Annotated in this window: 24 protein-coding genes and 1 pseudogene; 17 read left to right on the top strand and 8 right to left on the bottom strand. The window is 35.0% G+C overall.

All coding sequences use genetic code 11. From position 1 onward, the window contains the following. The first annotated feature begins 75 nt into the window (after positions 1-75). Positions 76-273 carry a hypothetical protein gene (locus ACWV26_RS03960; protein ID WP_455897078.1) on the top strand — a complete coding sequence of 66 codons (198 nt, stop codon included), beginning with the start codon at positions 76-78 and terminating at the stop codon, positions 271-273. 120 nt (positions 274-393) lie between these two features. Continuing rightward, entirely contained in the window at positions 394-1,188 is a 795-nt protein-coding gene (locus ACWV26_RS03965; protein WP_455897079.1) for an inositol monophosphatase family protein, read from the top strand. An 86-nt stretch (positions 1,189-1,274) separates the two neighbouring features. On the opposite strand, the gene ACWV26_RS03970 is transcribed toward ACWV26_RS03965, so the two are convergent. Next, on the bottom strand, positions 1,275-1,460 hold the full coding sequence (locus tag ACWV26_RS03970) for a DUF5325 family protein (RefSeq protein ID WP_455897080.1): 186 nt from the start codon (positions 1,458-1,460) through the stop codon (positions 1,275-1,277). Positions 1,461-1,640: 180 nt separating this feature from the next. Between ACWV26_RS03970 and typA the strand changes: the two genes are divergently transcribed. Beyond that, complete coding sequence (typA, locus tag ACWV26_RS03975; protein WP_455897081.1) at positions 1,641-3,485, top strand: translational GTPase TypA; 1,845 nt, start codon at positions 1,641-1,643, stop codon at positions 3,483-3,485. 18 nt (positions 3,486-3,503) lie between these two features. Continuing rightward, entirely contained in the window at positions 3,504-3,902 is a 399-nt protein-coding gene (locus tag ACWV26_RS03980) for a YlaH-like family protein (protein ID WP_455897082.1), read from the top strand. Between the two features lie 107 nt (positions 3,903-4,009). On the opposite strand, the gene ACWV26_RS03985 is transcribed toward ACWV26_RS03980, so the two are convergent. Beyond that, the gene (locus ACWV26_RS03985; protein WP_455897083.1) at positions 4,010-4,213 is read right to left on the bottom strand and encodes a YlaI family protein; all 204 of its coding nucleotides are present in this window, start codon (positions 4,211-4,213) and stop codon (positions 4,010-4,012) included. Positions 4,214-4,227: 14 nt separating this feature from the next. Further along, positions 4,228-4,728, bottom strand: a complete 501-nt coding sequence (locus tag ACWV26_RS03990) for a peptidyl-prolyl cis-trans isomerase (protein ID WP_455897084.1) — start codon at positions 4,726-4,728, stop codon at positions 4,228-4,230. A 178-nt stretch (positions 4,729-4,906) separates the two neighbouring features. Between ACWV26_RS03990 and ACWV26_RS03995 the strand changes: the two genes are divergently transcribed. The 3 genes and pseudogenes from ACWV26_RS03995 to pyc all read left to right on the top strand — a co-directional run bounded on the left by ACWV26_RS03995 (position 4,907) and on the right by pyc (position 9,873). Next, positions 4,907-5,188 carry a DUF1507 family protein gene (locus ACWV26_RS03995; protein ID WP_455897085.1) on the top strand — a complete coding sequence of 94 codons (282 nt, stop codon included), beginning with the start codon at positions 4,907-4,909 and terminating at the stop codon, positions 5,186-5,188. 61 nt (positions 5,189-5,249) lie between these two features. Next, entirely contained in the window at positions 5,250-6,416 is a 1,167-nt protein-coding gene (locus tag ACWV26_RS04000) for an FtsW/RodA/SpoVE family cell cycle protein (protein ID WP_455897086.1), read from the top strand. Positions 6,417-6,428: 12 nt separating this feature from the next. Further along, positions 6,429-9,873 (top strand): annotated as a pseudogene (pyc, locus tag ACWV26_RS04005) (pyruvate carboxylase). A gap of 391 nt (positions 9,874-10,264) precedes the next feature. Here pyc and ACWV26_RS04010 read toward each other — a convergent pair. Beyond that, positions 10,265-11,176 carry a COX15/CtaA family protein gene (locus ACWV26_RS04010; RefSeq protein ID WP_455897087.1) on the bottom strand — a complete coding sequence of 304 codons (912 nt, stop codon included), beginning with the start codon at positions 11,174-11,176 and terminating at the stop codon, positions 10,265-10,267. 320 nt (positions 11,177-11,496) lie between these two features. Here ACWV26_RS04010 and cyoE point away from each other — a divergent pair, with 320 nt between their 5' ends. From cyoE to ACWV26_RS04045, 7 genes are all read left to right on the top strand, one after another. Next, positions 11,497-12,414: a heme o synthase gene (gene cyoE, locus ACWV26_RS04015; RefSeq protein ID WP_455897088.1), complete on the top strand. Its 918-nt coding sequence runs from the start codon at positions 11,497-11,499 to the stop codon at positions 12,412-12,414. A 93-nt stretch (positions 12,415-12,507) separates the two neighbouring features. Further along, positions 12,508-13,593, top strand: a complete 1,086-nt coding sequence (gene coxB / locus ACWV26_RS04020; protein ID WP_455897089.1) for a cytochrome c oxidase subunit II — start codon at positions 12,508-12,510, stop codon at positions 13,591-13,593. Positions 13,594-13,634: 41 nt separating this feature from the next. Continuing rightward, positions 13,635-15,506, top strand: coding sequence for a cbb3-type cytochrome c oxidase subunit I (locus ACWV26_RS04025; protein WP_455897090.1), 1,872 nt, complete (start codon positions 13,635-13,637; stop codon positions 15,504-15,506). Then, a complete protein-coding gene (locus tag ACWV26_RS04030; RefSeq protein WP_455897091.1) occupies positions 15,506-16,132 on the top strand; it encodes a cytochrome (ubi)quinol oxidase subunit III in 627 nt (208 codons plus the stop codon). Before ACWV26_RS04025 ends, ACWV26_RS04030 begins: the two co-directional genes overlap by 1 nt. Continuing rightward, positions 16,132-16,464 carry a cytochrome C oxidase subunit IV family protein gene (locus ACWV26_RS04035; protein ID WP_455897092.1) on the top strand — a complete coding sequence of 111 codons (333 nt, stop codon included), beginning with the start codon at positions 16,132-16,134 and terminating at the stop codon, positions 16,462-16,464. Before ACWV26_RS04030 ends, ACWV26_RS04035 begins: the two co-directional genes overlap by 1 nt. A 190-nt stretch (positions 16,465-16,654) precedes the next feature. Next, complete coding sequence (gene ctaG, locus ACWV26_RS04040) at positions 16,655-17,587, top strand: cytochrome c oxidase assembly factor CtaG (protein WP_455897093.1); 933 nt, start codon at positions 16,655-16,657, stop codon at positions 17,585-17,587. Between the two features lie 18 nt (positions 17,588-17,605). After that, positions 17,606-18,070 carry a DUF420 domain-containing protein gene (locus tag ACWV26_RS04045; protein ID WP_455897094.1) on the top strand — a complete coding sequence of 155 codons (465 nt, stop codon included), beginning with the start codon at positions 17,606-17,608 and terminating at the stop codon, positions 18,068-18,070. A gap of 36 nt (positions 18,071-18,106) precedes the next feature. Here the strand turns inward: ACWV26_RS04045 and ytvI are convergent, their stop codons facing one another. Both ytvI and ACWV26_RS04055 read right to left on the bottom strand, forming a co-directional pair. After that, positions 18,107-19,162, bottom strand: coding sequence for a sporulation integral membrane protein YtvI (gene ytvI, locus ACWV26_RS04050; RefSeq protein ID WP_455897095.1), 1,056 nt, complete (start codon positions 19,160-19,162; stop codon positions 18,107-18,109). A gap of 334 nt (positions 19,163-19,496) precedes the next feature. Then, positions 19,497-19,850 (bottom strand): YugN family protein, encoded by a 354-nt coding sequence (locus tag ACWV26_RS04055; RefSeq protein WP_455897096.1) that lies wholly within the window; start codon positions 19,848-19,850, stop codon positions 19,497-19,499. Between the two features lie 144 nt (positions 19,851-19,994). Between ACWV26_RS04055 and ACWV26_RS04060 the strand changes: the two genes are divergently transcribed. Beyond that, positions 19,995-21,059 (top strand): CAP domain-containing protein, encoded by a 1,065-nt coding sequence (locus tag ACWV26_RS04060; RefSeq protein ID WP_455897097.1) that lies wholly within the window; start codon positions 19,995-19,997, stop codon positions 21,057-21,059. Here ACWV26_RS04060 and ACWV26_RS04065 read toward each other — a convergent pair. Continuing rightward, positions 21,056-21,796: an amino acid kinase family protein gene (locus ACWV26_RS04065; RefSeq protein ID WP_455897098.1), complete on the bottom strand. Its 741-nt coding sequence runs from the start codon at positions 21,794-21,796 to the stop codon at positions 21,056-21,058. The two genes, ACWV26_RS04060 and ACWV26_RS04065, sit on opposite strands and share 4 nt — an antisense overlap. A gap of 114 nt (positions 21,797-21,910) precedes the next feature. Between ACWV26_RS04065 and ACWV26_RS04070 the strand changes: the two genes are divergently transcribed. Together ACWV26_RS04070 and ACWV26_RS04075 are read left to right on the top strand one after the other, a co-directional pair. After that, positions 21,911-23,380, top strand: coding sequence for a UDP-N-acetylmuramoyl-L-alanyl-D-glutamate--2,6-diaminopimelate ligase (locus tag ACWV26_RS04070; protein ID WP_455897099.1), 1,470 nt, complete (start codon positions 21,911-21,913; stop codon positions 23,378-23,380). Between the two features lie 268 nt (positions 23,381-23,648). Beyond that, on the top strand, positions 23,649-24,098 hold the full coding sequence (locus tag ACWV26_RS04075; protein WP_455897100.1) for a YlbF family regulator: 450 nt from the start codon (positions 23,649-23,651) through the stop codon (positions 24,096-24,098). 63 nt (positions 24,099-24,161) lie between these two features. Here ACWV26_RS04075 and ACWV26_RS04080 read toward each other — a convergent pair whose 3' ends face one another. Beyond that, on the bottom strand, positions 24,162-25,061 hold the full coding sequence (locus ACWV26_RS04080; RefSeq protein WP_455897101.1) for a glycerophosphodiester phosphodiesterase: 900 nt from the start codon (positions 25,059-25,061) through the stop codon (positions 24,162-24,164). Between the last annotated feature and the right edge of the window lie 11 nt (positions 25,062-25,072).

Here is a 25,072-nt window from a genome sequence, read left to right on the forward strand (position 1 = left end):
TGAATATAATGTATAAAACGATTAGAAATTTTAATTTCTAATCATTCATACCTCAAATTAAAGGAGATGATCAATATGAAACAGGTAGTTCATATTATTCGCAAAGTGGATTTTGAAAAGCAATATGTAAAGGGGCTCCAGTTAGAAGTGGATTATGAGTTAGCAACTTTATTTGATGCAATGCAAACAAATGATACAATTCAAATTGATCAAAGTAAGGCGAGGTTAGCTGAAATTCATATGGAGCTGGAGACATTCCATGCATTCGCCTAGGTATACTAAAAATATTTTATGGTGACACTTGCTTATCATTATGAGAAGCAGGTGTCTTTTTTGGTATAATATACAAAAAAATAAAAATATTTTAGGTATTCGAGGAAAGGTGGGGGAAACATGCACATTGATGAAGTTCATGAGTTTGCAAAAACAATTATATTGGAAGCTGGGGAACGTATACGTAAATCATTCTCAGAAAAATGGACGATTGAAACAAAAGCTGATGCAAATGATTTGGTAACAAATATTGACCGTGAAACGGAATTGTTTCTAAGGGATAAGATTAATGCTTCCTATCCATCACATAAGATATTAGGCGAAGAGGGAATGGGAAAGCAAATCGATTCACTTGAAGGGGTTGTCTGGATAATTGATCCAATTGATGGAACGATGAATTTTGTAAGACAACATCGTAACTTTGCAATTTCAATTGGAATTTATATAAACGGTACTGGTAAATTAGGGTTTATATATGATGTTATGAGGGATCATTTATACTACGCTGAGGTAGGAAAAGGTGCATTTGTGAATGGAGTGCCCCTAAAACCATTAAAAGAAATTACGTTAAATAAGGCAATCATTGGTCTTAATGCCATATGGGTTACGCCCAATAAAAGAATCAACCATGAACCAATGATTGAACTAGTTCATAAAGTGCGTGGGACAAGATCATATGGATCAGCTACATTAGAAATTGCCTCAGTAGCTAGCGGAAGAATGGATGCATATATTTCCATGAGATTATCACCTTGGGATATAGCGGGTGGGGTTATTATAGCAAATGAAGTCGGAGCTATTTCAAGTAATTTAATGAGTGAACCTATTAACTTATTAAAACAAGACACGTTTATAGTTGCCAATCCATCAATTCATAAAGAAATACTTCGTGACTACATTCAATTAAAAAATTGAAAATAACTAAAAAAGAGATTGTCTTACTAGCTGAAATAACAACTAGTAGGACAATCTCTTTTTACTTTATATTGTAATTACCATTATTAAAGTAATCCTTGGTCACGAAATTTACGTTTTGTTTTAAAGCCTAAGCCAAAAACTACAATAACAGCAACGATTCCACCGATAATCCCTGAAAAACTACCAGCAGCTATTGCATAACCAATTGAACATATAGCTAATAGCCCTGCTAATGCAAAGATAGCCATGACGATTTTTGCTCTATTCATAATAATCCTCTCCAAAAAATAATTATAATTCTATTCTCAAACGAAATACTAATATAAGCAAGGTTTTTACTTGAGAAAAATAAAAAAAGTTTAAAAAGCCAAGCAAATATGACAAAAAACTATTTTTTTATGTTATAATAGCACAGTTATGGACTCGAAAAAAGAATGTGGAGTGGAACAATGACAAATTTAAGAGAAGATCTCAGAAATATAGCAATTATTGCCCACGTCGACCATGGTAAAACAACTTTAGTCGACCAATTATTAAAACAATCAGGGACATTCCGTTCAAACGAACATGTAGAAGAACGTGCAATGGACTCTAACGATATTGAACGTGAACGCGGTATTACAATCTTAGCAAAAAACACTGCTGTTCACTACGGAGATACTAAAATCAATATCTTGGATACACCAGGACACGCCGATTTCGGTGGTGAAGTTGAACGTATCTTGAAAATGGTAGATGGGGTTTTACTAGTAGTTGATGCTTATGAAGGTTGTATGCCTCAAACTCGTTTTGTTCTTAAAAAAGCATTAGAACAAAAATTAACACCAATCGTAGTAGTAAACAAAGTTGATAAAGACTCAGCTCGCCCAGAAGAAGTTGTCGACGAAGTTTTAGACTTATTAATCGAATTAGGCGCAGATGAAGATCAATTAGAATTCCCAGTTGTTTTTGCTTCAGGTGTAAACGGTACTGCTTCATTAGATCCAGACCCAGCTAAACAAGAAGAAAACATGAAATGCTTATTCGAAGAAATCATTAGTCACATTCCTGCACCAGTAGATAATCGTGAAGAACCTCTTCAATTCCAAGTTGCGTTACTTGATTATAATGACTTCGTTGGACGTATCGGTATTGGTCGTGTTTTCCGTGGAACAATTTCAGTTGGCCAATCTGTATCTCTAGCAAAACTTGATGGTACAGTGAAAAACTTCCGCGTTACGAAAATGTTCGGCTTCTTCGGTTTAAAACGTGAAGAAATTCAAGAAGCGTATGCTGGTGATTTAATCGCTGTATCTGGTATGGAAGAAATCAACGTAGGTGAAACTGTATGTCCTCAAGATCACCTTGATCCACTTCCTCCAATGCATATTGACGAACCAACTTTACAAATGACTTTCTTAGTAAACAACTCACCATTTGCAGGTCGTGAAGGTAAATGGGTAACTTCTCGTAAAATTGAAGAACGATTACTATCTCAATTACAAACTGACGTTTCTTTACGAGTTGAACCAACAGATTCTCCAGATGCTTGGACAGTATCAGGTCGTGGTGAACTTCACTTATCAATCCTTGTTGAAAACATGCGTCGTGAAGGATACGAATTGCAAGTATCTAAACCAAAAGTTATCATCAAAGAAATTGATGGTGTTAAATGTGAACCAGTTGAACGTGTACAAATCGATGTGCCAGAAGAATCTGTAGGTTCAATCATTGAATCACTAGGTGATCGTAAAGGTGAAATGCAAGACATGATCAATGAAGGTAATGGACAAGTTCGTCTAATCTTCATGGTACCAGCTCGTGGCTTAATCGGTTACACAACTGAATTCATGTCACTAACTAAAGGTTTTGGTATCATTAACCATACATTCGATTCATATCAACCAGTTGCATCTGGGCGCGTTGGTGGCCGTCGTAATGGTGCACTTGTATCTATGGAAACTGGTAAATCTACAACTTATGGTATGATGCAAGTAGAAGACCGTGGTGTACTATTTGTACAACCTGGTACTGAAATTTACGAAGGTATGATTGTTGGTCAAAATTCACGTGATAACGACATTACAGTAAATATCACAAAAATGAAACAAAAAACGAATGTTCGTTCAGCTACAAAAGACCAAACAAACGTTATTAAAACACCAAAAATCTTAACTCTTGAAGAAGCTTTAGAGTTCTTAGACGATGATGAATACCTAGAAGTAACACCAGAGTCTATTCGTCTTCGTAAACAAATTTTAAATAAAAACGAACGCGAAAAAGCAGCTAAAAAAACTCGTAGCGCAGAAGTATAATTTTCGCTAGACTGGAGGATGTTGATCTTGTTTAAGTCCGGTTTATTATTAAAACTGAATTTTTTGCAAGCTGCTACATCTACATCTACTGATGGCCATGATTTAGTTTTTAATCGTATGTCTGGTATTGCTCGATATATTTATGAGAGTGCACCAAGCTACACGGTTGCAGGTTATATTCTACTTGTAGTTATTTTCTTACTGACTGCAATTGTTTATCATCTTGGATTTGCAAGATCGGCATTAAAGGCATGGCAAACAGCTGTGATTTATGTGTTTTTGTTTTTCGGATGTATTATATTAACCTTTTTAGCATTCTTCTTACCAATGGTAGAGGGATTAATCGTGGCAGCTTTAGTATTAATCGTCTACAAAATTCGTTTACGTAGAGATAAGAAAAAAGAAGCTACATCATAATATAAAAGAGATACCGGGTCATGACTTGGTATCTCTTTTTGATTTTAAATTTTATTCATCTAAATAAAAAACATGGCAGAGTACCTAAAGATACTCTGCCATGTTTTTTATAATTCTTCGTCTGTTTGTACAGCTCTTCTTATAAAATGGAATTTCCCTGTCGCAAGTCTTGCATTGGTCTTCTCTGTAATTCTGTCGTGACAAGTGGGACACATATATGTGTGTATAGGACGATTGCGTAATTTTTTTGCTTCTTGTGAGAAATCTGGAATGTCGTTTATAATATCACAGATTACGCATTTTACTCGCATAAAATAACTCCTCCTTATACTACTTGCATACCTACGATTCCTTTTATAGGATTTTCGTAGTTTGAGCCATCTTCTGCTAACAAGTAGACAGGACCATCCTCTTCTAGCATTTGACCTTCTTTACTAAATTGGAATATAAGCTTTTTGGCATCTTCAATGTTATAACGATATTCTTTACCGGCTGTTGTCTCAAAAATCACAGTTGTTGCATTCTCTTTTGGTTCAGCGTTATTTATAAAAGGCTCTATTTTTATACCGAAAGTACCTGTCGACATACTTTTACGGTCAAATTTTCGTTCTGATTTCAAAGTTGGTGGAAAAATTGCTCCTTCCATGATTTCGCGTGACCAGAACTTGCCGGCTTTTTCGATATATTCTTCATCAGCATTTACCTCAACAGGCTTTTCGATGAAATAGGTTTCTAAATTTAGTTTACGGTCATCAAAAATCCAAACTGAAGAATCTAATGTAATTTGAAAGTTGACGTTACCTTTAACTTGAATGATGGATTCCATTGATTTTCCTCCTCCAATGTTGCATTCCATCATTTAGTATACCGCTTTTTATATTGATATAGAAAGAAATAATATTATGATTCTCATTTTGAAATATAGATGCTTGCATTTTCTCTTAGCAAAAGATAAACTTTATTAAGATAGAATTGAAGAAATATCAGGTAATGGGGGCGTCCTCATGGATACAAAATCACAAAGTTCGTATCAGGAGAAAGCATTGGAACTCCTAATTGCCGATGCGGATAAAATAGTAAAATTAATTAGAGTCCAAATGGAGCATTTAACAATGCCACAATGTCCTTTGTACGAAGAAGTTTTAGATACGCAAATGTTCGGTTTATCGCGAGAAATTGATTTTGCAGTTAAACTGGGCCTGCTTGAGCGTGAAAAGGGAAAAGAAATTCTCGATTCACTTGAAAAAGAGTTGTCTGCATTGCATGATGCATTCACGAAAGAATAAGTAAAAAACTCAAACACAACGCTGTTTGGGTTTTTTTGCTAATAATGAATGAGGTTATATTATGAAAACATATTTCAAAAAGTATATGAAATTTTTTGATTACCCGTTGTTTTTTACATATGTAATATTGTGTCTTTTTGGGTTAGTAATGATTTATAGCGCTAGTATGTTCTGGGCAGTGAACACTTTACAAACAACACCAGATTATTTTTATAAAAAACAACTGATGAATTTAATTCTTGCTGCTGTTGCGTTTTTTGTAGGATTAGTCATTCCATATAAACGCTATAAGGATCGCAATATGATGTTATTAATTATTTCGACAATGCTCGCTTTATTGTTTGCAGTCTTTTGTTTTGGATATAGTCCTGGCCATTCAGGTGCAAAGAGTTGGTTGAACTTAGGCTTTTTTAACTTACAACCATCAGAACTTACTAAATTAGGTATGATCCTATATTTTGCAGCGTTTTTTTCAAAAAAGAGAGAAAAAGGAAAGTTGGATATTATTAATGAGTCCATTGTTCCACCATTAATGGTATTAGGAACAGCTATAATATTAATTGGTTTAGAGCCGGATTTAGGTGCAATTGGCTTAATTACAATAATCATCTTGTCGGTAATGGCTGCTAGCGGTATGAAGTTTGCTACTTTTGGTAAAATCTTTGGGTGTTTAATAGGATTGGCTGCAATAGCTCTTTTTGGACTTTTGATTTTCAAAGATTCATTTTTTACTGAACGTCGAATGGGCCGTTTAAAAGCATATCTTAATCCATTCCAGGACGCTGATGCATTTGGTTACCAAATGGTTAACGGCTATTACGCAATTGGCTCAGGTGGCGTAAAGGGTTTAGGGTTAGGACAATCAGTTCAGAAGATGGGATATCTTCCTGAACCTCAAACAGACTTTATTTTAGCTATTATTTCCGAAGAATTAGGTACTTTCGGTATTGCAATTGTTTTATTTGGTTTAGGATTTATTGTATTTAAAGCAATGCGTATTGCGATTAAAGCAAAAGATCCTTTAGCAAGAATGATTGCAGCTGGCATTGGAAGTTGGATTGGAATTCAAACTTTCGTCAATGTAGGGGGATTGAGCGGTATTATTCCATTGACAGGTGTACCACTTCCTTTTATTAGTTATGGCGGAACTTCGATAATTCTGTTATCTTTAGCTATGGGGATACTGGCAAATGTCTCCATGGTTGTTAAAAAAGATTACATAAGCTAAGGGGGATTTTTTATGGCGATTAATAAAATTTTAGTGGCGAATCGTGGTGAAATTGCGATTCGCGTATTCCGAGCATGTACAGAAATGAACATTCATACCGTAGCAATATATTCAAGGGAAGATAGCGGTTCGTACCATCGATATAAGGCAGATGAGGCTTATCTTGTTGGGGATGGCAAAAAGCCAATAGATGCTTATTTGGATATTGAAGGAATTATTGAAATCGCCAAAGATGCTGGAGTAGATGCAATCCACCCCGGCTACGGTTTTTTATCTGAAAATTTGGAATTTGCAAAAAGGTGCGAAGAGGAAGGGATTATCTTTATCGGTCCAACATCAAAACACTTAGATATGTTTGGCGATAAAGTAAAAGCTAGAGAACAAGCTCTATTAGCAGGGATCCCTGTTATTCCTGGTACAGATGGTCCTGTAGATTCTTTAGAAGAAGTTTTAGCTTTTGGGGAACAACATCAATATCCATTAATGATCAAAGCTGCCTTAGGTGGTGGAGGACGTGGGATGCGTGTTGTGCAAAATGCAGAGGAAGCAAAAGAAGCATATGATCGTGCAAAATCAGAAGCGAAAGCCGCGTTTGGTTCAGATGAAGTATATGTAGAAAAATGCATTCTTCACCCAAAACATATTGAAGTGCAAATTTTAGGTGATAAAGAGGGAAATCTTGTTCATTTATATGAACGTGATTGCTCAATTCAACGTCGTCATCAAAAAGTAGTAGAAATTGCACCGTCAAATTCTATTTCTCATGAGTTACGTGAGAGAATTTGTAATGCTGCCGTAAAGTTGATGGAAAATGTAAATTATATAAATGCGGGTACTGTAGAGTTTTTAGTAGCTGGTGACGATTTTTACTTCATCGAAGTAAATCCACGAGTTCAAGTTGAACATACCATTACAGAAATGGTTACAGGTATTGATATTGTTCACGCACAAATTAACATCGCAAATGGATATACATTGCATGGTGATGTGATTAATATTCCTGAACAATCTAAAATTCCGCTATTTGGATATGCTATTCAATCACGTGTGACGACAGAGGATCCACAAAATAATTTTATGCCTGATACAGGAAAATTAATGGTTTATCGTTCGAGCGGTGGCTTTGGTGTTCGTTTGGATGCAGGTAATGGATTCCAAGGAGCTGTTATTTCACCACATTATGATTCTTTATTAGTTAAAGTTTCAACTTGGGGAAATACATTTAAAGAAGCAGCATCTAAAATGGGGCGTAATCTACAAGAATTCCGTATTCGTGGTATTAAAACGAATATCCCATTCTTGGAGAATGTTGTAAAACATCCTAAGTTTATAGACGGTCAATTCGATACTAGTTTTATAGATACAACACCTGAATTATTCTTATTTAAACCGGCGCGTGACCGTGGTACAAAATTACTTAGCTATATTGGTAATGTAACAATTAACGGTTTTCCTGGCATAGAAAAGAAATCAAAGCCAATTCATCCAAAACCTCATAAGCCTCAAATTAATAGAATCGAAACAATTCCAGCAGGAACAAAACAAATTTTGGATGAGAGAGGACCAGAAGGGTTAGTAAAATGGATTAAAGAACAAAAGGATTTGTTATTAACAGATACAACTATGCGTGATGGTGCGTGATGCGCATCAATCATTACTTGCAACACGTGTACGATCTCGTGATATGTTTGAAATTGCTGATGAAACTGCGCGCATAATGAACAATTATTTCTCTCTAGAAATGTGGGGAGGAGCAACCTTTGACGTTGCATATCGTTTCTTAAAAGAAGACCCATGGGAGAGATTGCTTAAATTACGTGAAAAAATCCCAAATGTTATGTTCCAAATGTTATTCCGTGGGGCAAATGCAGTAGGGTACAAAAACTATCCAGATAACTTAATTAAAGAGTTTATCCAAAAATCAGCTGATGCGGGAATCGATGTATTCCGTATTTTTGATAGTTTAAACTGGATTAAAGGTATGGAGGTAGCAATTGATGGAGCAAGGAATGCAGGGAAGATTGCAGAAGCAACTATTTGCTACACAGGAGACATTTTAGACGACACTAGAGCGAAATATACTGTTCAGTATTATAAAGATATGGCGAAGGAATTAGAGGCATCTGGTGCGCATATTCTTGCCATTAAAGATATGGCTGGACTATTAAAACCTGAAGCAGCTTATCGATTAATTTCAGAATTAAAAGAATCGACTGATTTACCAATTCATTTGCATTCACATGATACAAGTGGTAATGGTATTTATCTATATGCAAAAGCAGCTGAAGCTGGAGTAGATATCGTAGATACAGCTTTAGGTTCAATGGCTGGGTTAACATCACAACCGAGCTCAAATAGTTTGTACTATGCGCTTAAAGGTAGTGAACGTCAAGTTCGTGCCAATATTGAAGGATTAGAAAAACTTTCTTACTATTGGGAAGATGTTCGCAAATATTACAAAGACTTTGAAAGTGGAATGAATAGTCCACATTCAGAAATTTATGTTCATGAAATGCCAGGTGGCCAATATAGTAACCTACAACAACAGGCAAAAGGAGTAGGGCTAGGGGATCGCTGGGAAGAAGTTAAAAAAATGTATTCTCGCGTAAACTTATTATTTGGTGATATTGTCAAAGTAACGCCATCATCAAAAGTGGTTGGTGACATGGCATTGTTTATGGTTCAAAATGATTTGGATGAAAAGTCAGTACTAGAACGCGGGAAAGTAATTGATTTCCCAGATTCAGTTATTGAATTCTTCCAAGGGTACTTAGGACAACCATATGGTGGCTTCCCTGAAGAATTACAAAAAGTAATATTAAAAGATCGTGAACCAATTTCAGTTAGACCAGGCGAACTATTAGAGCCAACTGATTTAATCGAAATCCGCGATAAATTATTTAATAAATATAATAGACCAATTACAGGTCATGAAATATTAGCATCAGCACTATATCCAAAAGTATTTGAAGAGTATATGGAAACGTATAATAAATTCGGTAATGTTTCTGTATTAGATACACTTACATTCCTATATGGTATGAAGCTTGGAGAAGAAATCGAAGTAGAGATTGAAAAAGGAAAAACATTAATTATTAAATTAGTGTCAATTGGTGAACCACAACATGATGGTACCCGTGTCATTTATTTTGAACTAAACGGACAGCCTCGTGAAATTGTCATTCAAGATATGACTGTTGAAGTAGCTGGTGAAAGAAAAGCAAAAGCAGATCCATCAAATGCAAATCAAATTGGTGCCACTATGCCAGGGACAGTATTAAAAGTGGTTGTATCACCAGGAAGTCCTGTAAAACGTGGTGAACATTTATTAATCACAGAAGCGATGAAAATGGAAACAACTGTACAAGCACCAAAAGATGGAATCATCAAAGAAATATTCGTCAGCGAAGGAGATTCAATTTCAACAGGTGACTTACTAATCGAAATGGAATCTTAAATTAAATGCTGAAGTGGCTCGTTTAGACCCGAAAATCATTGGAAGGCCCGAATTGAAAGCGTCTTTTCAGCTTTCAACCGAGGGACTGAAATGACTCGAGGGTCTAGCCGCTGAAGCTGGATAACTGTAGTAAATGCTGAAAACGCCCGTTTAAAGGAAGATAGCCTAAGAGCGCGACGTCCTGTCGCAACGGCTATCGGGTATACTTCATGTATCCCCTCGAGGGGCTGGCGTGTGAAGCAGGATATCTCTATTAAATGTATCACTAATGTCATAAGGGAATAGCTTAAGAAAACAAAAGCTTATTGAATACATCCTGTATTTCAATAAGCTTTTACACAGTAAAATGAGAAAACCCGTCTTTCATTTGAAAGACGGGTTTTTAGTAGGATTATTTCTCATAATGGCTTCTTGAAATGAGCATAATCATATAGCATAGTAGACCAAATAACAGAGAGATGAATAATGTGTGTAACAATGCAACAATGAGATTTAAACGCGTTAATACAACACCCATTCCTGCTAAAACTTGCAAACATACAATTCCAAATGCAGTAATCCAACCCCAATATAGAACAAGTTGATTCTTATAATTTTTTACTACATGGATTAGGATAATTAATATCCATATGAATATCAAAGCTGCTGCTAATCTATGACCCATTTGAACCCATTCATAAAAGTTGTCCGGTAAACCAATCGAATTATTATGACATAATGGCCAGTCGGGACAAATTAGACCTGAATTTGTATGACGTACGAGTGCACCTGTATAAACTACAAGATAAGAGTAAATCGTTACCCCAATCGTATGCCATTTTAGTGTACGACCGATATGTACATTGTTTGCATTGAACTTCTGATCAATTTCAAAAATAATTAATGTTAGTAATAATACCGCTGCAAAAGAAATGAGAGAGATACCAAAATGCAATGCTAAGATGAAGTCACCTTGTCCCCATAACACTTGTGCAGCCCCTATCAGAGCCTGTGCTATTAAAAAGAATAATGCCAAAAAGGAAAGAAATTTTACTTCACGTATGTGACCGAGTTTTCTCCAAGACCAAAATGATAATATGAAGATTAAAATTGATACCGAGCCAGTCACTACACGATGTGAAAATTCTATCAGTACTTCAGTTGTAATGTGTTTTGGTATTAAGGATCCGTTACAATCAGGCCAGTTTCTACCACAGCCCATTCCACTATCCGTTTTTGTGACGAGTGCCCCGCCCAATAAAATGAGCACCATTCCAATTGTTGCAGCAACAGCAAACCATTTCATGAATTTACTTTGTTGCATAATAAATTGACACCTACTTTAAATATAGTAATCACTTTTTTGTGATACCCTCAAATTTGATAATATCGAAAATAGGAAGAAAATACAACTTGTAAAAAAATATTGATATTTTGATACAATTTTATTTCACAAACTGTTCAAAAATTCTAACAATAAACTTCACATTTTCCAAGAATAAAATGATTTACTATAAATATGGTATATTAAAACACCGGTCTACTATTTCGACATGAATTTTAGCTTTCGTCTAGAAAAATTTCAAGATATTAGTTATAGTAAGGTTAACAGAATATGCTTATCAAATAGAAAGGAAGGGTATAATGTCTAATAGTCGGGCAATAGCTACCAGTGGAAATAGCGAGCCAAGAACCAGTTCATTCGTAAAAGCTTTTCTTGCACTTATTAAAATTGGAATTGTTAATTCAAATTTAGTAACTGCTTTTACCGGGCTGTGGTTAGCTTTTCAATTTACAGACAGACATTTTTTGCAGGAATTAGATATATTGTTCTATACTCTGATAGGCTCAGCTTTCATAATTGCTGGATCCGGAGCAATGAATAATTATATAGATCAAGATATAGATCCTGTAATGGCACGTACTAAGTCAAGACCAACAGTTACTGGTAGATTTACACCAAGATTTGTAATGACTGTAGCACTCATCCTTTTATTTGTGGGTGAATTTTTGTTATTTATGGCATCATTTGCTGCCGGTATGTGGGGACTAGCAGGTATTTTAAGCTATGTAGTCTTATATTCAATGTGGTCAAAAAGAAGATACGTTAGTAATACAATTGTAGGAAGTATATCAGGTGCTATTCCTCCTGTAATAGGTTGGGCCGCTGTCGAACCTTCATTAGGCTTAGGTGCATTTGCTTTATTTTGTATTATGTTTGCATGGCAGCCTCCGCATTTCTATGCACTTGCTATGAAACGTACTGAAGAATATCGAGAAGCGAATATACCTATGTTACCAGTTGTTAAAGGTTTTGATAGGACTAAAAAATCTATTCTTTTGTGGGTTGTATTATTATTTCCACTTCCGTTTCTATTAACTAAACTTGGAATCGGATTTATCATTCTTGCTACTACGTTGAACCTTGGTTGGTTCATACTTGCAATAACAGGAATTAAAGCCAAAGACGATTTAATATGGGCTAACAAAATGTTTATATATTCATTAAACTATATGACCATTTTATTTGTTTCCATGATTATTTTTTCTATCTTTAGCTAACTTTGGAGTTCTTTCTGTTAAAGAATTCATATAAATCAACCATAGTCCTGGTTACACATGAAATACGACAAAGAAAGAGGGGTTAATTAAGCTATGATGAAAGGGCTTAAAAAGTGGCGTCTATACGCTTTGCTAACAGCACTTATTGTTTTTCTTTCTGGTTGTGGTAAGGATTATTTATCAACTTTATCTCCAGCAGGTGAAGTCGGTAAAGAACAACACAATCTAATGCTATTATCAACAGCTATTATGGCGCTCGTTATCGTGGTAGTATTAGTAATTTATGTACTTGCACTTATTAAATTCCGACGTAAAAGAGTTGGAGAAAATGTTATACCAAAGCAAGTAGAAGGTAGTACTACTCTAGAAGTTATTTGGACAGCTGTTCCAATTATTTTACTTCTAATCTTAGCAGTACCAACAGTAGCTCTTACTTATAAGCTCGCTGATACAAAAGCGATGGATGCTAAAGACGCTAATGGTCATGCAAAAGCATTAACTGTAAATGTAACAGCGAAATTATATTGGTGGCAATTTGAATATCCTAATGAAGGAATTGTAACTGCTCAAGAATTAGTTGTTCCGACAGGTGAGAAAGTTTACTTTAATCTAAAATCAGGTGATGTAAAGCACTCATTCTGGATACCTACTATCGGTGGTAAAATGGATACGAACGTTGAAAATATCAACAAGTTTTATTTAACATTCGATAAAGAATCTAAAGATCTTGAAACTGGTGTATTTTATGGTAAGTGTGCAGAGCTTTGTGGTCCTTCACATGCATTAATGGACTTTAAAGTTAGAACTTTAAGTAGAGCAGATTTTGATACTTGGGTTAAAGAAATGAAAGCTTCTGATAAACAAGTAGCTACTGGCGCTCTTGAAAAACAAGGTGAAGCGCTCTTTAAAACAAGCTGTATCTCATGTCACGCAACATCTGGTGTAGGTACAGGCACAGGTATTGCACCTAACTTAGCTACATTCGGTGATCGTCATCGTGTTGCTGGTGTGTTAGACCATAACACTGAAAATATCAAAAAATGGATTAATGATCCGCAATCTGTAAAACCAGGCAATACAATGCCACAACCTGAAAAAATTAATAACGGTAAAAAATTCACAGATCAAGAGCTAGATGCTTTAGCTGCCTACTTAATGGGCTTATCTGTAGAAAAATAACGTTGAATTTTATTTGAATTATTCTGAAGGAGGTTAAAGTTGTGAGCTCAACAGCAAAGAAAAAGGGCTTCGGCGGTACTATATGGGACTTCTTAACAACTGTAGACCATAAAAAAATCGCCATTCTTTACCTTATAGCCGGTACACTCTTCTTCGTAATCGGTGGTATTGAAGCAATGCTCATCCGTATTCAACTTGCAAAACCTAATAATGATTTTGTAAGTGCTGGACTTTTTAATGAAATTATTACTATGCATGGGACAACAATGATTTTCCTTGCTGCTATGCCATTGTTGTTTGCATTTATGAACGCTGTTGTTCCATTACAAATTGGAGCACGTGACGTTGCATTCCCATTCTTAAACTCATTAGGTTTTTGGCTATTCTTCTTTGGGGGACTTTTCTTAAACCTTTCATGGTTCCTAGGTGGAGCTCCTGATGCTGGTTGGACATCTTATGCATCATTATCATTAGCTTCTCCAGGTCATGGTATTGACTTTTATACAATCGGTTTACAAATTTCTGGGGCAGGTACATTGATTTCAGGGATTAACTTCCTTGTGACAATTATTAATATGCGTGCTCCTGGTATGACGTTTATGCGTATGCCTTTGTTCACTTGGACAACTTTTGTTGCAAGTGCTTTAATTTTGTTTGCATTCCCTCCACTTACAATTGGAATATTCTTTATGATTTTTGATCGTCTGTTTGGAGCGAACTTCTTTGATCATACTATGGGTGGTAACACAATCATCTGGGAACATTTATTCTGGATTTTCGGTCACCCTGAAGTATATATTCTTGTACTTCCTGCATTTGGTATTTTCTCAGAAATATTCTCAACATTCTCACGTAAACGCTTATTTGGTTATTCATCAATGGTATTTGCGACAATCTTAATCGGTTTCCTTGGATTCATGGTATGGGCTCACCATATGTTTACTGTAGGTCTTGGCGCAACTGCTAATGCTATTTTCGCTGTTGCAACAATGGCAATTGCAGTACCAACTGGTATGAAAATCTTTAACTGGTTATGTACTATGTGGGGCGGTTCTATTAAAGTAACGACTCCAATGCTTTATGCACTTGGATTTATTCCATCATTCGTAGCAGGTGGGGTAACAGGGGTAATGCAAGCAGCAGCACCACTTGACTACCAATTACATGATTCATACTTTATCGTAGCTCACTTCCACTACGTTATCGTTGGTGGTGTAGTATTAGCTTTACTAGCAGGAACACATTTCTATTGGCCTTTAATGTTCAATAAGGTGTTAAATGAAACTTTAGGTAAAATAACTTTTGTATTCTTCTTTGTTGGTTTCCATTGTACATTCTTTGTACAACATTTCTTAGGTTTAATGGGTATGCCTCGTCGTGTATTCACATATCTACCAAATCAAGGACTAGATACATTTAACTTTATTTCATCAATTGGTGCATTATTAATGGCTATTGGTGTAATAATTTTAGTTATTAACGTAATTATCACAACTGCTAAAGCAAAACCATGTGGCCGTGACCCATGGGGAGATGGACGTACCCTTGAATGGGCAGTTCCACAACCGGTACCATTTTATAATTTCAAACAAACACCACTTGTTCGTGGTTTAGATACTTACTGGATTGAAAAAATGGAAGGAAATAAAGAAGGAATGTCATATGCTGAGCCAATTTCAGATATTCACATGCCTAATAATTCTTTCGTACCATTCATAATGGTTGTTGGTTTATTTATAGCAGGATTCGGTGCACTATATCATCCAGATGCTGATAAACCATGGTCTTTAGCAGTATTAATCGTTGGTTTAGCAATAACTGTTCTTTCAATGGCATATCGTTCATTAAAAGATGATTTAGGTTACCACGTCCATAAAGAAGAATTAATGAATGAAAAAGGGGGTAACAAATAATGGATTTGAAAACTAAATTTACCCCACAATCATGGCCAGAACACCCAGAGCAATCAACAGTTGAAGGGAAAAACAAATTTCTAGGATTTTGGATTTACTTAGGTAGTGATGCGGTTTTATTTGCAACTTTATTTGCTACCTACTTAGCTCTAAAAGACAAAGGTCCAAGTGGTATGGAGTTTTCTACTCATAGCTTATTTGAATTACCACTTTCGTTCATCATGACAATGTTACTGTTAACTTCTTCTTTAACAAGTGTGTATGCAATGTATCATATGAGGAACTATAATTTCAAATCAATGCAAGCTTGGTTAGCGATTACAGTAATTTTAGGTCTTGCATTCTTAGGATTTGAAATTTATGAATTTAATCATTATGTACACTTAGGATTTACATTTACACAAAGTGCTTTCGGATCTGCCTTCTATACATTAGTAGGAACTCACGGTTTGCACGTTGTTATTGGTTTAGTCTGGTTTATCTTATTGATGCTTCGAAATGCCAAACGTGGATTAAACCTTTATAATGCTCCTAAGTTTTTCATCGCATCACTATATTGGCACTTTATCGATGTAGTTTGGGTATTTATCTTCACAGTAGTATACTTGATGGGAGTGATGAAATAATGGCACATGACGAACATGTAGAAGCTAGAAGTGAGGCTGCATATAAACAATATCGCCGCCAAGCTGGTCAAGAGATGCGCAACCAAGTAACAGTTTTTGCGATCATGATTTTCTTAACATTTATCGCATTTGCTGCAGTTGAAGCTGGTTTTTCATTATATCTAGTTATACCATTGATTTTATTGTTTGCTGCTGTTCAAGTTGGACTTCAATTGTATTACTTCATGCACTTAAGTGCTAAGAATACAGGATTGATTCAATTCTTTATGTACTCAGCGGTTATCGTTGCATTCACCATGATTCTTACTTTTGTCACAATCATTTGGTGGTAATAAATTTAAAATTGACCGAGTCTATTGATGATAGACTCGGTTTTTTTAATTTTTTCTATTTCACATTTCGATTTTTTCTTAATATTTTACGTTACACCAATTCAAGAAGAAATTGTCAAGATTCGTTCATTGCTATTTTTGATGTAAGCACTTTATAATGAAGATATTGAATGAAAAGGAGCGAATTTCGATGCCTTTGAGTATTTTTGGATTTCGAGCACTGTGGAGTCCAACGTTAATTGGAGTGTTATTGTTTTTTACAGTGTTATATTTCTTAATTACAATTAAGTGGAGAAAAGACTTTAAATATAGTGAACCTTTAAAAAAGGGAGAAGCAATTTCGTTTGTATTTGCGATGATCATGTTATATATCATAGTCGGTTCGCCTATCGATTTAATGTCACATATAATATTCACAATGCATATGGTCCAAATGGCTTTCTTACTATTATTTATTCCTATTTTCTTTATAATTGGTATTCCAAATTGGTTATGGAAAAGTATGATTAATTTACCTTATATCAAACCGGTTTTTCACTTTTTAACTAAACCAATCATTGCTGTTTTCGTGTTCGTTTTTCTATTCTCTTTTTATCACTTACCTTTAGTGTTCGATTTTATTAAGTTAGATGCAACATTACATGGTATTTATACTTTTGTTCTATTTATGTCTGCATTATTTATGTATTGGCCATTACTTAATACGGTTGAAGAAGAACCTGTTATGAAGGATTTACATAAGTTCTTCTATATAATTGCAAATGCGGTCTTAATTACACCTGCATGTGCATTAATCATTTTCTCAACAACGGCATTTTATGCGACTTATACTGATGGTGAAACATGGATGAAAGCAATGGAACTATGTGTACCCACTTCTACATTACAAGGTTTATCGTTATCTGGACCGGAATTATTTACTAACATGTCACCAGTTGAAGACCAACAATTAGGTGGAGTTATTATGAAGATTTTGCAGGAGATTATTTTCGCATGTATACTTGGTAAAGTGTTTATTACTTGGTATAAAAACGATCAAAAAAATGCAGATCAGATGACAGAAGAGGCATTAAAAGAAAGAAAACGTTTATATGCCAATCAATACCATGAAAATATAGATTAGATTGTTAGGGGTTAAAAAATGAGTTTACCTATTTTACCGACGATTAGTACCTCATTTATCCTACTTAGTGCAATACTAATTGCAATAGGTTGGGGACTAATTAAACAAAGGAAAGTTGAAGCGCATAAGAAAACAATGACTGCTGCTGGTATTTCGGCATTGTTATTTTTCATTATCTATGTGTCAAGAACTGTGTTTATTGGTAATACTGCCTTCGGTGGACCGGATAATTTAAAAGTATTTTATACTGTATTTTTAGTATTTCATATTATCTTGGCAACTACTGGAGCAATTTTCGGATTGATTTCAATCATTACAGGATATACAAATAAGTTAGATGGCCATCGGAAAATTGGTCCGATAACAAGTGTTATTTGGTTTTTTGTTGCCATTACTGGTATTGCAGTTTATTTATTATTATATGTATTCTACAGTGGTGGTCCAACAACCTCTGTAATCAAAGCTATTTTGAACAATCATTAACAGAAAAAAAGACTAATTTCTAATTTAATAAAGAACTTAGTCTTTTTTATTTACATATACCCAGCTCTTTCGAAGTTGACCGATAACAACGACTAAAATGGCAACTAAAGGGCCTATCAAAAAGCCAATAAAACCAAACATTTGAAACCCAACATACATGCAAATAAGAGTAATTAATGGAGGTTGACCGAGGTGCTCACTGGTTACTCTTGTTTCAAGTATCTGCCTTAATAAAATAACTATTACAGCTAAAATTAGAAGAATTGTACCATCAAATGTTTGACCACTAATCCAACAAATGATTGCCCACGGTATTAAAACCATCATTCCGCCTAACATAGGGAGCAAATCTACAAACCAGACAAGAATAGACATGGGGAATGCAAATCGAGGTGTTATCCATAATAAAGTAACGATTGTCACGCAAAAAATCACAATACTTACAATTAACTGCGCTTTTAAAAATTCAAGTGTGCTTTTTTTGAAATGTTGTACAAAAGTCTTTGCATTGGGGTTATTTTCAATCCGTAACCATCTATTAAAGGATTTCATAATCCCTGGCAATTCAAGCATGGAGTAATAGAGTGCTAAAAAATAAATAAAAAGTTTAAAAACAGCCATCGGAACTCTCTGAAGGAAACTTAAGAGACGATCAGCTTGAAAATATGTCGTTACAACTTTTTGTAAACTACTTAACATTTGCTCAATCCATTGTTGCATGGAGAGAATTATTGGCCGAGGTAAATCATGAGTAAGATTCATTAGCTTAGATTGAAAATTAATCCATCTTTCATTCATTGTATCAACTAGCTGTGGAATCCATAGAGAAAGTTCACTAAACTTGAGAAGTATAAATACATATAACAAATAACAAAGAATAATCACCACAATGCTGAAAATGGAAAATAAAACAATAACGATAAAACGGCGAGACTTATCCCATTGTTTTTCATATTTATGAATTAGTGGATTAAAACAGAGTGCGGTCAAAAATGCTAAAAGAATTGGTTGAGCATAGAATATAGAGAACAGTAATGAAATCCCTAAAACGAGCCATGGAAAGAATTTTTTAATAATTTGTTGTAAAGCCATCCTAATCACCCATATATTTCTGACAAGTTTAGTATGGGAAGTTTTTAAAAAAACATTCTAAAGAATAGTACTTTTAGAAATTATTTTATAAATGAGTCATATGACGCTTTTATTAATCCTTCTAAATAATAATCATATTGTTCACATGTTGTAGCGTATTCTTGAGTAAGGTAGAAAGACTTTGATCGAATTATTATTTTTTCACCTATAAACTTGAGATAGGATTTTATACTTTTCATTGCTTTTTAAGAAAAGAACACATAAAAATGCCATACAAAGGAAAGAATTTCTTTGTATGGCACTTTCGTTATAATAATTATAGTATTAGTTCGAATTAAAATTTTTCTAGTTCTTTTGAAATTGAGTCTAGTACTTCTTGACAAGTTTTGACTATATTTGCTGGGTAGAGTTCATCTTCGCCATATTCAACGCCATGTGGATAGTAATGTTTGCCAAGAGCTGGTTTCAAAAGGGTAATGTTAGCATCGTTTGAACCATTATCACCTTCTTGAGTGTATCCAAATACTCTTAGATAGTAAATACCTTCACTGACATCGAACTTTTTATCCCAAGTTACTCGTTCATAGTCCCAACCTGTAGAACGGATTAAACCATATTTGCCCATAAGATCATCAAGTAATGTAATATGTGCAACTTTGTTTTCTAGTCCAGTGTTTTCAAAATACATTATAATATCCTCCTTCGACACTTTCGTACAATATACCTTCCATTTTATAATAGAGCAAATTGTCAATGGTTGCAATGCCAACATTGTGTATCAGAGTATGTAATTGGTATAATGAATTCATAAAATAATTGGAGAGAGATTAATTTGAAAGTCTTATTACGTGTATTAATTATTTTAGCGGCGCTCTTAGTCGTTTTTTACTATATTAACCAACCTGTTAAAGAAAATGAACCATTAAAGGCACCTAATTCAAATGGGATGGTAATCCCTCAAAAGGAGGCACAAAATGTTAACGTTTCTGCAGTTGAAAGACCAACAAATGGGCTATCAACACTAGTTGGTCAATCAACTAAAAAACTTCAAGAGAGACTTGGGACACCAAATCGAAAAAGCCCGTCAGCATATGATTTCGAATGGTGGGTATATAAGAAAACAGCTAATAATTATATACTTGTTGGTGTAGAAAATGATCGAGTTAAACAAGTGTATATGACTGGAGCAGATGCCAATGCATCTCCGTTTAAAATTGGCCAAAGTATTGATGAATTATATCGCAATACAATTACAGATTCCGAAGTTACTGTGAAGATTAAAGGAAATGTGTACACTTTTATCTTAAACGAAGAGGATTTACAGTCTCGAATTTTAGTCATGTATAATGGTTTGTATGCACAAGTTTACTTTGATGCAATCGACCAAACACTTGAAGCAGTTCGATTCATTGATGGAGAAACACTTGTGAAACAACAACCATATGACATGACCTATGTGGGGGATCTGATTACACCATCAATACCATCTTCATATAAGCAAGAAGAAATAGACCTGGAAAATCAAAGACAATTATATGAACTGACAAATGTTTATCGGCTTCAAAAGGGATACCCATCATTATCATCAGTAGAACAATTAAATGAATTGGCTATGGCACATAGCGAAAAACTTGCTGTAAAAAATCTTACTCAAGAAGAACAAGCAAGTGATGCGTTAAAAGATAGATTAAAAAATTCAACAATACAATTCGATTCTGCTGGAGAAAATGTTACTGAGGATTATTTGGACGCGCCAGAAGCAATTAACGGGCTGTTAAATTCTAAAAAGCATCGAAATACATTATTAAATAAGAATTTTAATTATATGGGTACAGGTGCTTTTGGTAAACATTTTACACAGGTGTTTATCCAAAATAATGCAACTAGTAAAGACTAAACGTCATCCGGATATACAAATGTTCCAGTTTCTAAAGAAAAGACGTTTCGAATATGCAGCGTGAGATGGTGTTGTTGCGCCATTTCCGCTGCTTTTTTTTGAATGATGGGATGCACACTATTCAAGAGTGTTAGAAATTTTGAATAGGAAAGTACTTTAATAAGTTCTGTATCTTTTTCTAATTGAGGATCTCCAGTCATAACACCAGGTACATCTTTGTAATACTCAATTATGACACTCGGCAATGTTGCACCTAAAACCACGGCAGTCAAATCACTGCCACCTCTTCCAAGGGTTGCGATTTCTCCATCTTTTGTAATTCCTTGAAATCCGGGAACGACAATACAATCATATTGATTTAGGGCGGAAAGAATAGTTTCTTCCCGAATATCAATAATCTCTGCATCTCCGAAATTATTAGTTGTAGTTATCCCCAATTGATCTCCATACAACAACAGATTTTCTATCCCAGATTGCATTAGCTCTGAAGATAGAACAGCAGCTGCTATAAGCTCTCCACATGCAGCTACTAAATCCTTCGCTTTTGTTGAAGTACTTAATGCATCCGTTATATTCAATAAAGTATCAGTTGCATAAGCATCACCAAATCTGCCCATTGCAGATACTACAACAATTGTTTTTCCATGTTCCTTTATTGCTCTTTGAATATGGAGCAGGCAATGCTTACGCGAAGCTTTTGATTGCATAGCAATTCCGCCAAATTTTTGAATAATCATTTTGTGACTCCTATCTCCTCGTGACATATTCTGCAGGTTCTTCATACGATATAAGTGGTGAAGGGGTTATAGTAATGTATTCATATTTTATTAAAAGGTGCAGGAGGAACATAGTTGATCTTGGCAGAGCTATTGAAGGAATGGCCGTGTGAATTAGAATGTGGTTCAATACGAACTGAAATCCATGGGATAACTGATCGTGCAAGTGACGTAATGCCGGGAGACATATTTGTAGCGAGAAAAGGAAAAAATTTTGATGGATGGGACTATAAAGAACTTGCTATAAAAAATGGAGCTGCAGCAATCGTACATAGTAGATACGAAGCAAAAGCTAATTTACAGCTTCCAGTAATTTGGGTACCTAATTGTTCAACTTTTTTATCGTATGCGAGTAAGAAGTTATATGGAGCTTATGATGAAAAGCTAACCATTGTTGCAGTAACTGGAACGAACGGAAAGACGACAGTCACTCATTTTATCGGTCAGTTATTACAATCACTTGAAACAAAAGTAGCAGTACTCGGGACGGTTGGTTTATTTATAAATGGAAAGAAACAAACCGTGAGACTTGAACCTTTAACAACTCCACTTGCAACAGAATTATATAGAATTTGCGCTTATTGTGTAGGGCAAGGCGTAACCCATCTCGTGATGGAAGCTTCATCACTTGCTTTATCAGAACATCGTCTGGATGATTGTAATATTGATATAGGTGTATATCTAAATGTTAGTAGAGATCATTATGAAGAACATGGCGGAGAAAAGTACTATCTCGCAGCAAAAAAGCGATTATGTCTATTCTCTGAGCAAATCATTATTAATATTGATGATTCATTCTGTAAACAATTGCAAAATGAACATCCCGTTGTAAAAAGTTTCGGTAAGAGCTTATTAGCGGATTGCAGTATTATTCATGAGCAACATACAGCAGACGGAATGCAATTACTCATTCAAGATAATGATATTCCAATAGATATTGCGATTCCGTTTCAAGGAGAGTATTTACAATATAATGTACTTGCAGCTATTACAACGCTTACAGAATTAGGATTTCCTTTACAAGAAATAGCTAAGCATACAAATAAGCTTACTTTACCTTCAGGAAGAATGCAGGAAATTACAAATTCACTAGGTTTTCGAATTATTATAGACTTTGCGCATACACCAAGTGCTTTAGAAGCTGTGCTTAGTGCATTGCGGTCGCAAGCATCAAAGAATTTAGTGGTCGTTTTTGGGTGTGGCGGAGATCGCGATCAAGGGAAAAGGATAGAAATGGGAGAAATAGCAGATGAATATGCAGATTACATTTGGCTAACTGATGATAACCCAAGAAGTGAGTCATCAAGCGCAATTTTAAACGCTATTGTAAAAGGCATTCACATGAAACCATACCGAATGGAGCCTAATCGCAAAAAAGCAATACAAAATGCAATCAAGAGTTGTAAACAAGGTGACATACTAGTAATTGCAGGTAAAGGCCATGAAGAAGGCCAAATCATTGCTGGTAAAGTCATTCCGTTTTCAGACGAAAAAGTAGTGAAAGAAATAATTAGCGTATTAGAGAACAAGCAAAATGATGATTAAAGTTACTAATTGAATTATTTTAAGTAAGTGGAATTGTTAAAGTGATGCTTGGGAAGCATAGACGATTCCACTTCAAACCTAACCCTCAATTAATATTAAATTAGATTTTCAGTGCTAAAGTGAAGGTAGAATCGCACCACTCACTAAGAACGAAAGCGCAATTTAAAGCAAATAAAAATAGAATATAATATATGAAAAAAATCAATCCTCTAATCATACAATTTCTTGATAAATCTGTTATGATAGAAGTAGATTGGGGGAAAAGAAAATGATGATAACTTCTGATTGGGTTTTGATTCTTGAAGAAGTTGAAATGTTGAACAAAATGATCCATTCCTCTGAACAATATACAAACCTTCAAAAGGCACATCAGGCGGTTTATACAGATGCTGATCTTATTCGTGAAATTAATGACTTTAAGCGAATAAAGGAACAGTATGAGGATGTTCAACGTTTTGGAAAATACCATCCAGACTATCAAACTATTATGAAATCCATTCGTGTAAAAAAACGTGCACTTGATGTTAATAATAAAATTTCTGCACTTCGAATTGCAGAAAATGAATACCAAGATTTATTAGATGAAGTGGCTCTACTAATTGGGAAAACAGTTTCTGAAGCTGTTAAAGTTCCTGTAAGCAACCCATTCTTTCAATCTGATTCATCTTGTAGTAGTGGAGGCTGCGGATCAGGCGGTAGCTGTTCATGTTCAGCCTAAGATAAGAAAAAAGCTATATCAAAAGTTGGATTTACCCATACTTTTGAATATAGCTTTTTTAATTTACAATTTTACAATCTTTATCGCCAAATCTGGGCGATCAGTAACAATCCCTCTAGCACCCAAATCGACTAATTTTTTCATGGTCATTGTATCGTTAATAGTCCAATAATGTACTGGGATATTTAAATCACTTAAAAACTGTATGAATCCTTGGGTATCTAAAGCTAACACGCCATACTTATCTGGGATTTGGAAAACATCGACTTTTGGATGATATAGATGTCCAAATTGACTAGTATATGAAGTATAAGCTTTCCGAACTTCTGCTTGTCCGGCACCTAGTGCAACTTTGTTTTGTGCATAAAGATTGAAACGGTCAATTTGCTCATCGTAGAAACTTGTAACAACTACACGACTAGTGGCATCAAGTTCTTCGATTAACCGCCATAGCTTAGAAGGCATCAGGCCACCTTCATATGTATCTGGTGCATCTTTCATATCTATATTTACAAACATGTTTGGGAATTGTGTCAAAAGTTCGCGCAAAGTAATGATTGATTCAAACTCATCTCGATATGAGAGATAGCCATCTAAATCTACAAAGTTATATCCAAAATTAAATTTTCTTAGTTCATCTATTGTTAAGTCAGCAACTCGTCCAGTTCCATCGCATGTACGATCTATATAATCATCGTGAATTACAACGATTTCTTCATCTTTTGATAGTCGAATATCAATCTCAAAACCATCTACTCCAAGTTCGTAAGCTTTTTGAAATGCTGCCATAGTATGTTCTGGTGCTAATAGTGATCCGCCACGGTGTGCCAAAACTACTGGACGCTCATAATTTAATGCATCTTTATTCTCGCGCTTTTGTGGTTTAGAAAGAGCCTTTGACCCTGCCCAAGCCGCAGCACTAGCCGCAGCAATTGCGATTGCTACTTTCGTTTTCTTACCCATATTAGTCCTCC

It is taken from the genome of Rummeliibacillus sp. JY-2-4R (assembly GCF_053847205.1).

Coding starts and splice junctions, on each gene's coding strand:
- ACWV26_RS03960 (WP_455897078.1), top strand. CDS start 76: ATGAAACAGGTAGTTCATATTATTCGCAAAGTGGATTTTGAAAAGCAA.
- ACWV26_RS03965 (WP_455897079.1), top strand. CDS start 394: ATGCACATTGATGAAGTTCATGAGTTTGCAAAAACAATTATATTGGAA.
- ACWV26_RS03970 (WP_455897080.1), bottom strand. CDS start 1,460: ATGAATAGAGCAAAAATCGTCATGGCTATCTTTGCATTAGCAGGGCTA.
- typA (WP_455897081.1), top strand. CDS start 1,641: ATGACAAATTTAAGAGAAGATCTCAGAAATATAGCAATTATTGCCCAC.
- ACWV26_RS03980 (WP_455897082.1), top strand. CDS start 3,504: ATGTTGATCTTGTTTAAGTCCGGTTTATTATTAAAACTGAATTTTTTG.
- ACWV26_RS03985 (WP_455897083.1), bottom strand. CDS start 4,213: ATGCGAGTAAAATGCGTAATCTGTGATATTATAAACGACATTCCAGAT.
- ACWV26_RS03990 (WP_455897084.1), bottom strand. CDS start 4,728: ATGGAATCCATCATTCAAGTTAAAGGTAACGTCAACTTTCAAATTACA.
- ACWV26_RS03995 (WP_455897085.1), top strand. CDS start 4,907: ATGGATACAAAATCACAAAGTTCGTATCAGGAGAAAGCATTGGAACTC.
- ACWV26_RS04000 (WP_455897086.1), top strand. CDS start 5,250: ATGAAAACATATTTCAAAAAGTATATGAAATTTTTTGATTACCCGTTG.
- ACWV26_RS04010 (WP_455897087.1), bottom strand. CDS start 11,176: ATGCAACAAAGTAAATTCATGAAATGGTTTGCTGTTGCTGCAACAATT.
- cyoE (WP_455897088.1), top strand. CDS start 11,497: ATGTCTAATAGTCGGGCAATAGCTACCAGTGGAAATAGCGAGCCAAGA.
- coxB (WP_455897089.1), top strand. CDS start 12,508: ATGATGAAAGGGCTTAAAAAGTGGCGTCTATACGCTTTGCTAACAGCA.
- ACWV26_RS04030 (WP_455897091.1), top strand. CDS start 15,506: ATGGATTTGAAAACTAAATTTACCCCACAATCATGGCCAGAACACCCA.
- ACWV26_RS04035 (WP_455897092.1), top strand. CDS start 16,132: ATGGCACATGACGAACATGTAGAAGCTAGAAGTGAGGCTGCATATAAA.
- ctaG (WP_455897093.1), top strand. CDS start 16,655: ATGCCTTTGAGTATTTTTGGATTTCGAGCACTGTGGAGTCCAACGTTA.
- ACWV26_RS04045 (WP_455897094.1), top strand. CDS start 17,606: ATGAGTTTACCTATTTTACCGACGATTAGTACCTCATTTATCCTACTT.
- ytvI (WP_455897095.1), bottom strand. CDS start 19,162: ATGGCTTTACAACAAATTATTAAAAAATTCTTTCCATGGCTCGTTTTA.
- ACWV26_RS04055 (WP_455897096.1), bottom strand. CDS start 19,850: ATGTATTTTGAAAACACTGGACTAGAAAACAAAGTTGCACATATTACA.
- ACWV26_RS04065 (WP_455897098.1), bottom strand. CDS start 21,796: ATGATTATTCAAAAATTTGGCGGAATTGCTATGCAATCAAAAGCTTCG.
- ACWV26_RS04075 (WP_455897100.1), top strand. CDS start 23,649: ATGATGATAACTTCTGATTGGGTTTTGATTCTTGAAGAAGTTGAAATG.
- ACWV26_RS04080 (WP_455897101.1), bottom strand. CDS start 25,061: ATGGGTAAGAAAACGAAAGTAGCAATCGCAATTGCTGCGGCTAGTGCT.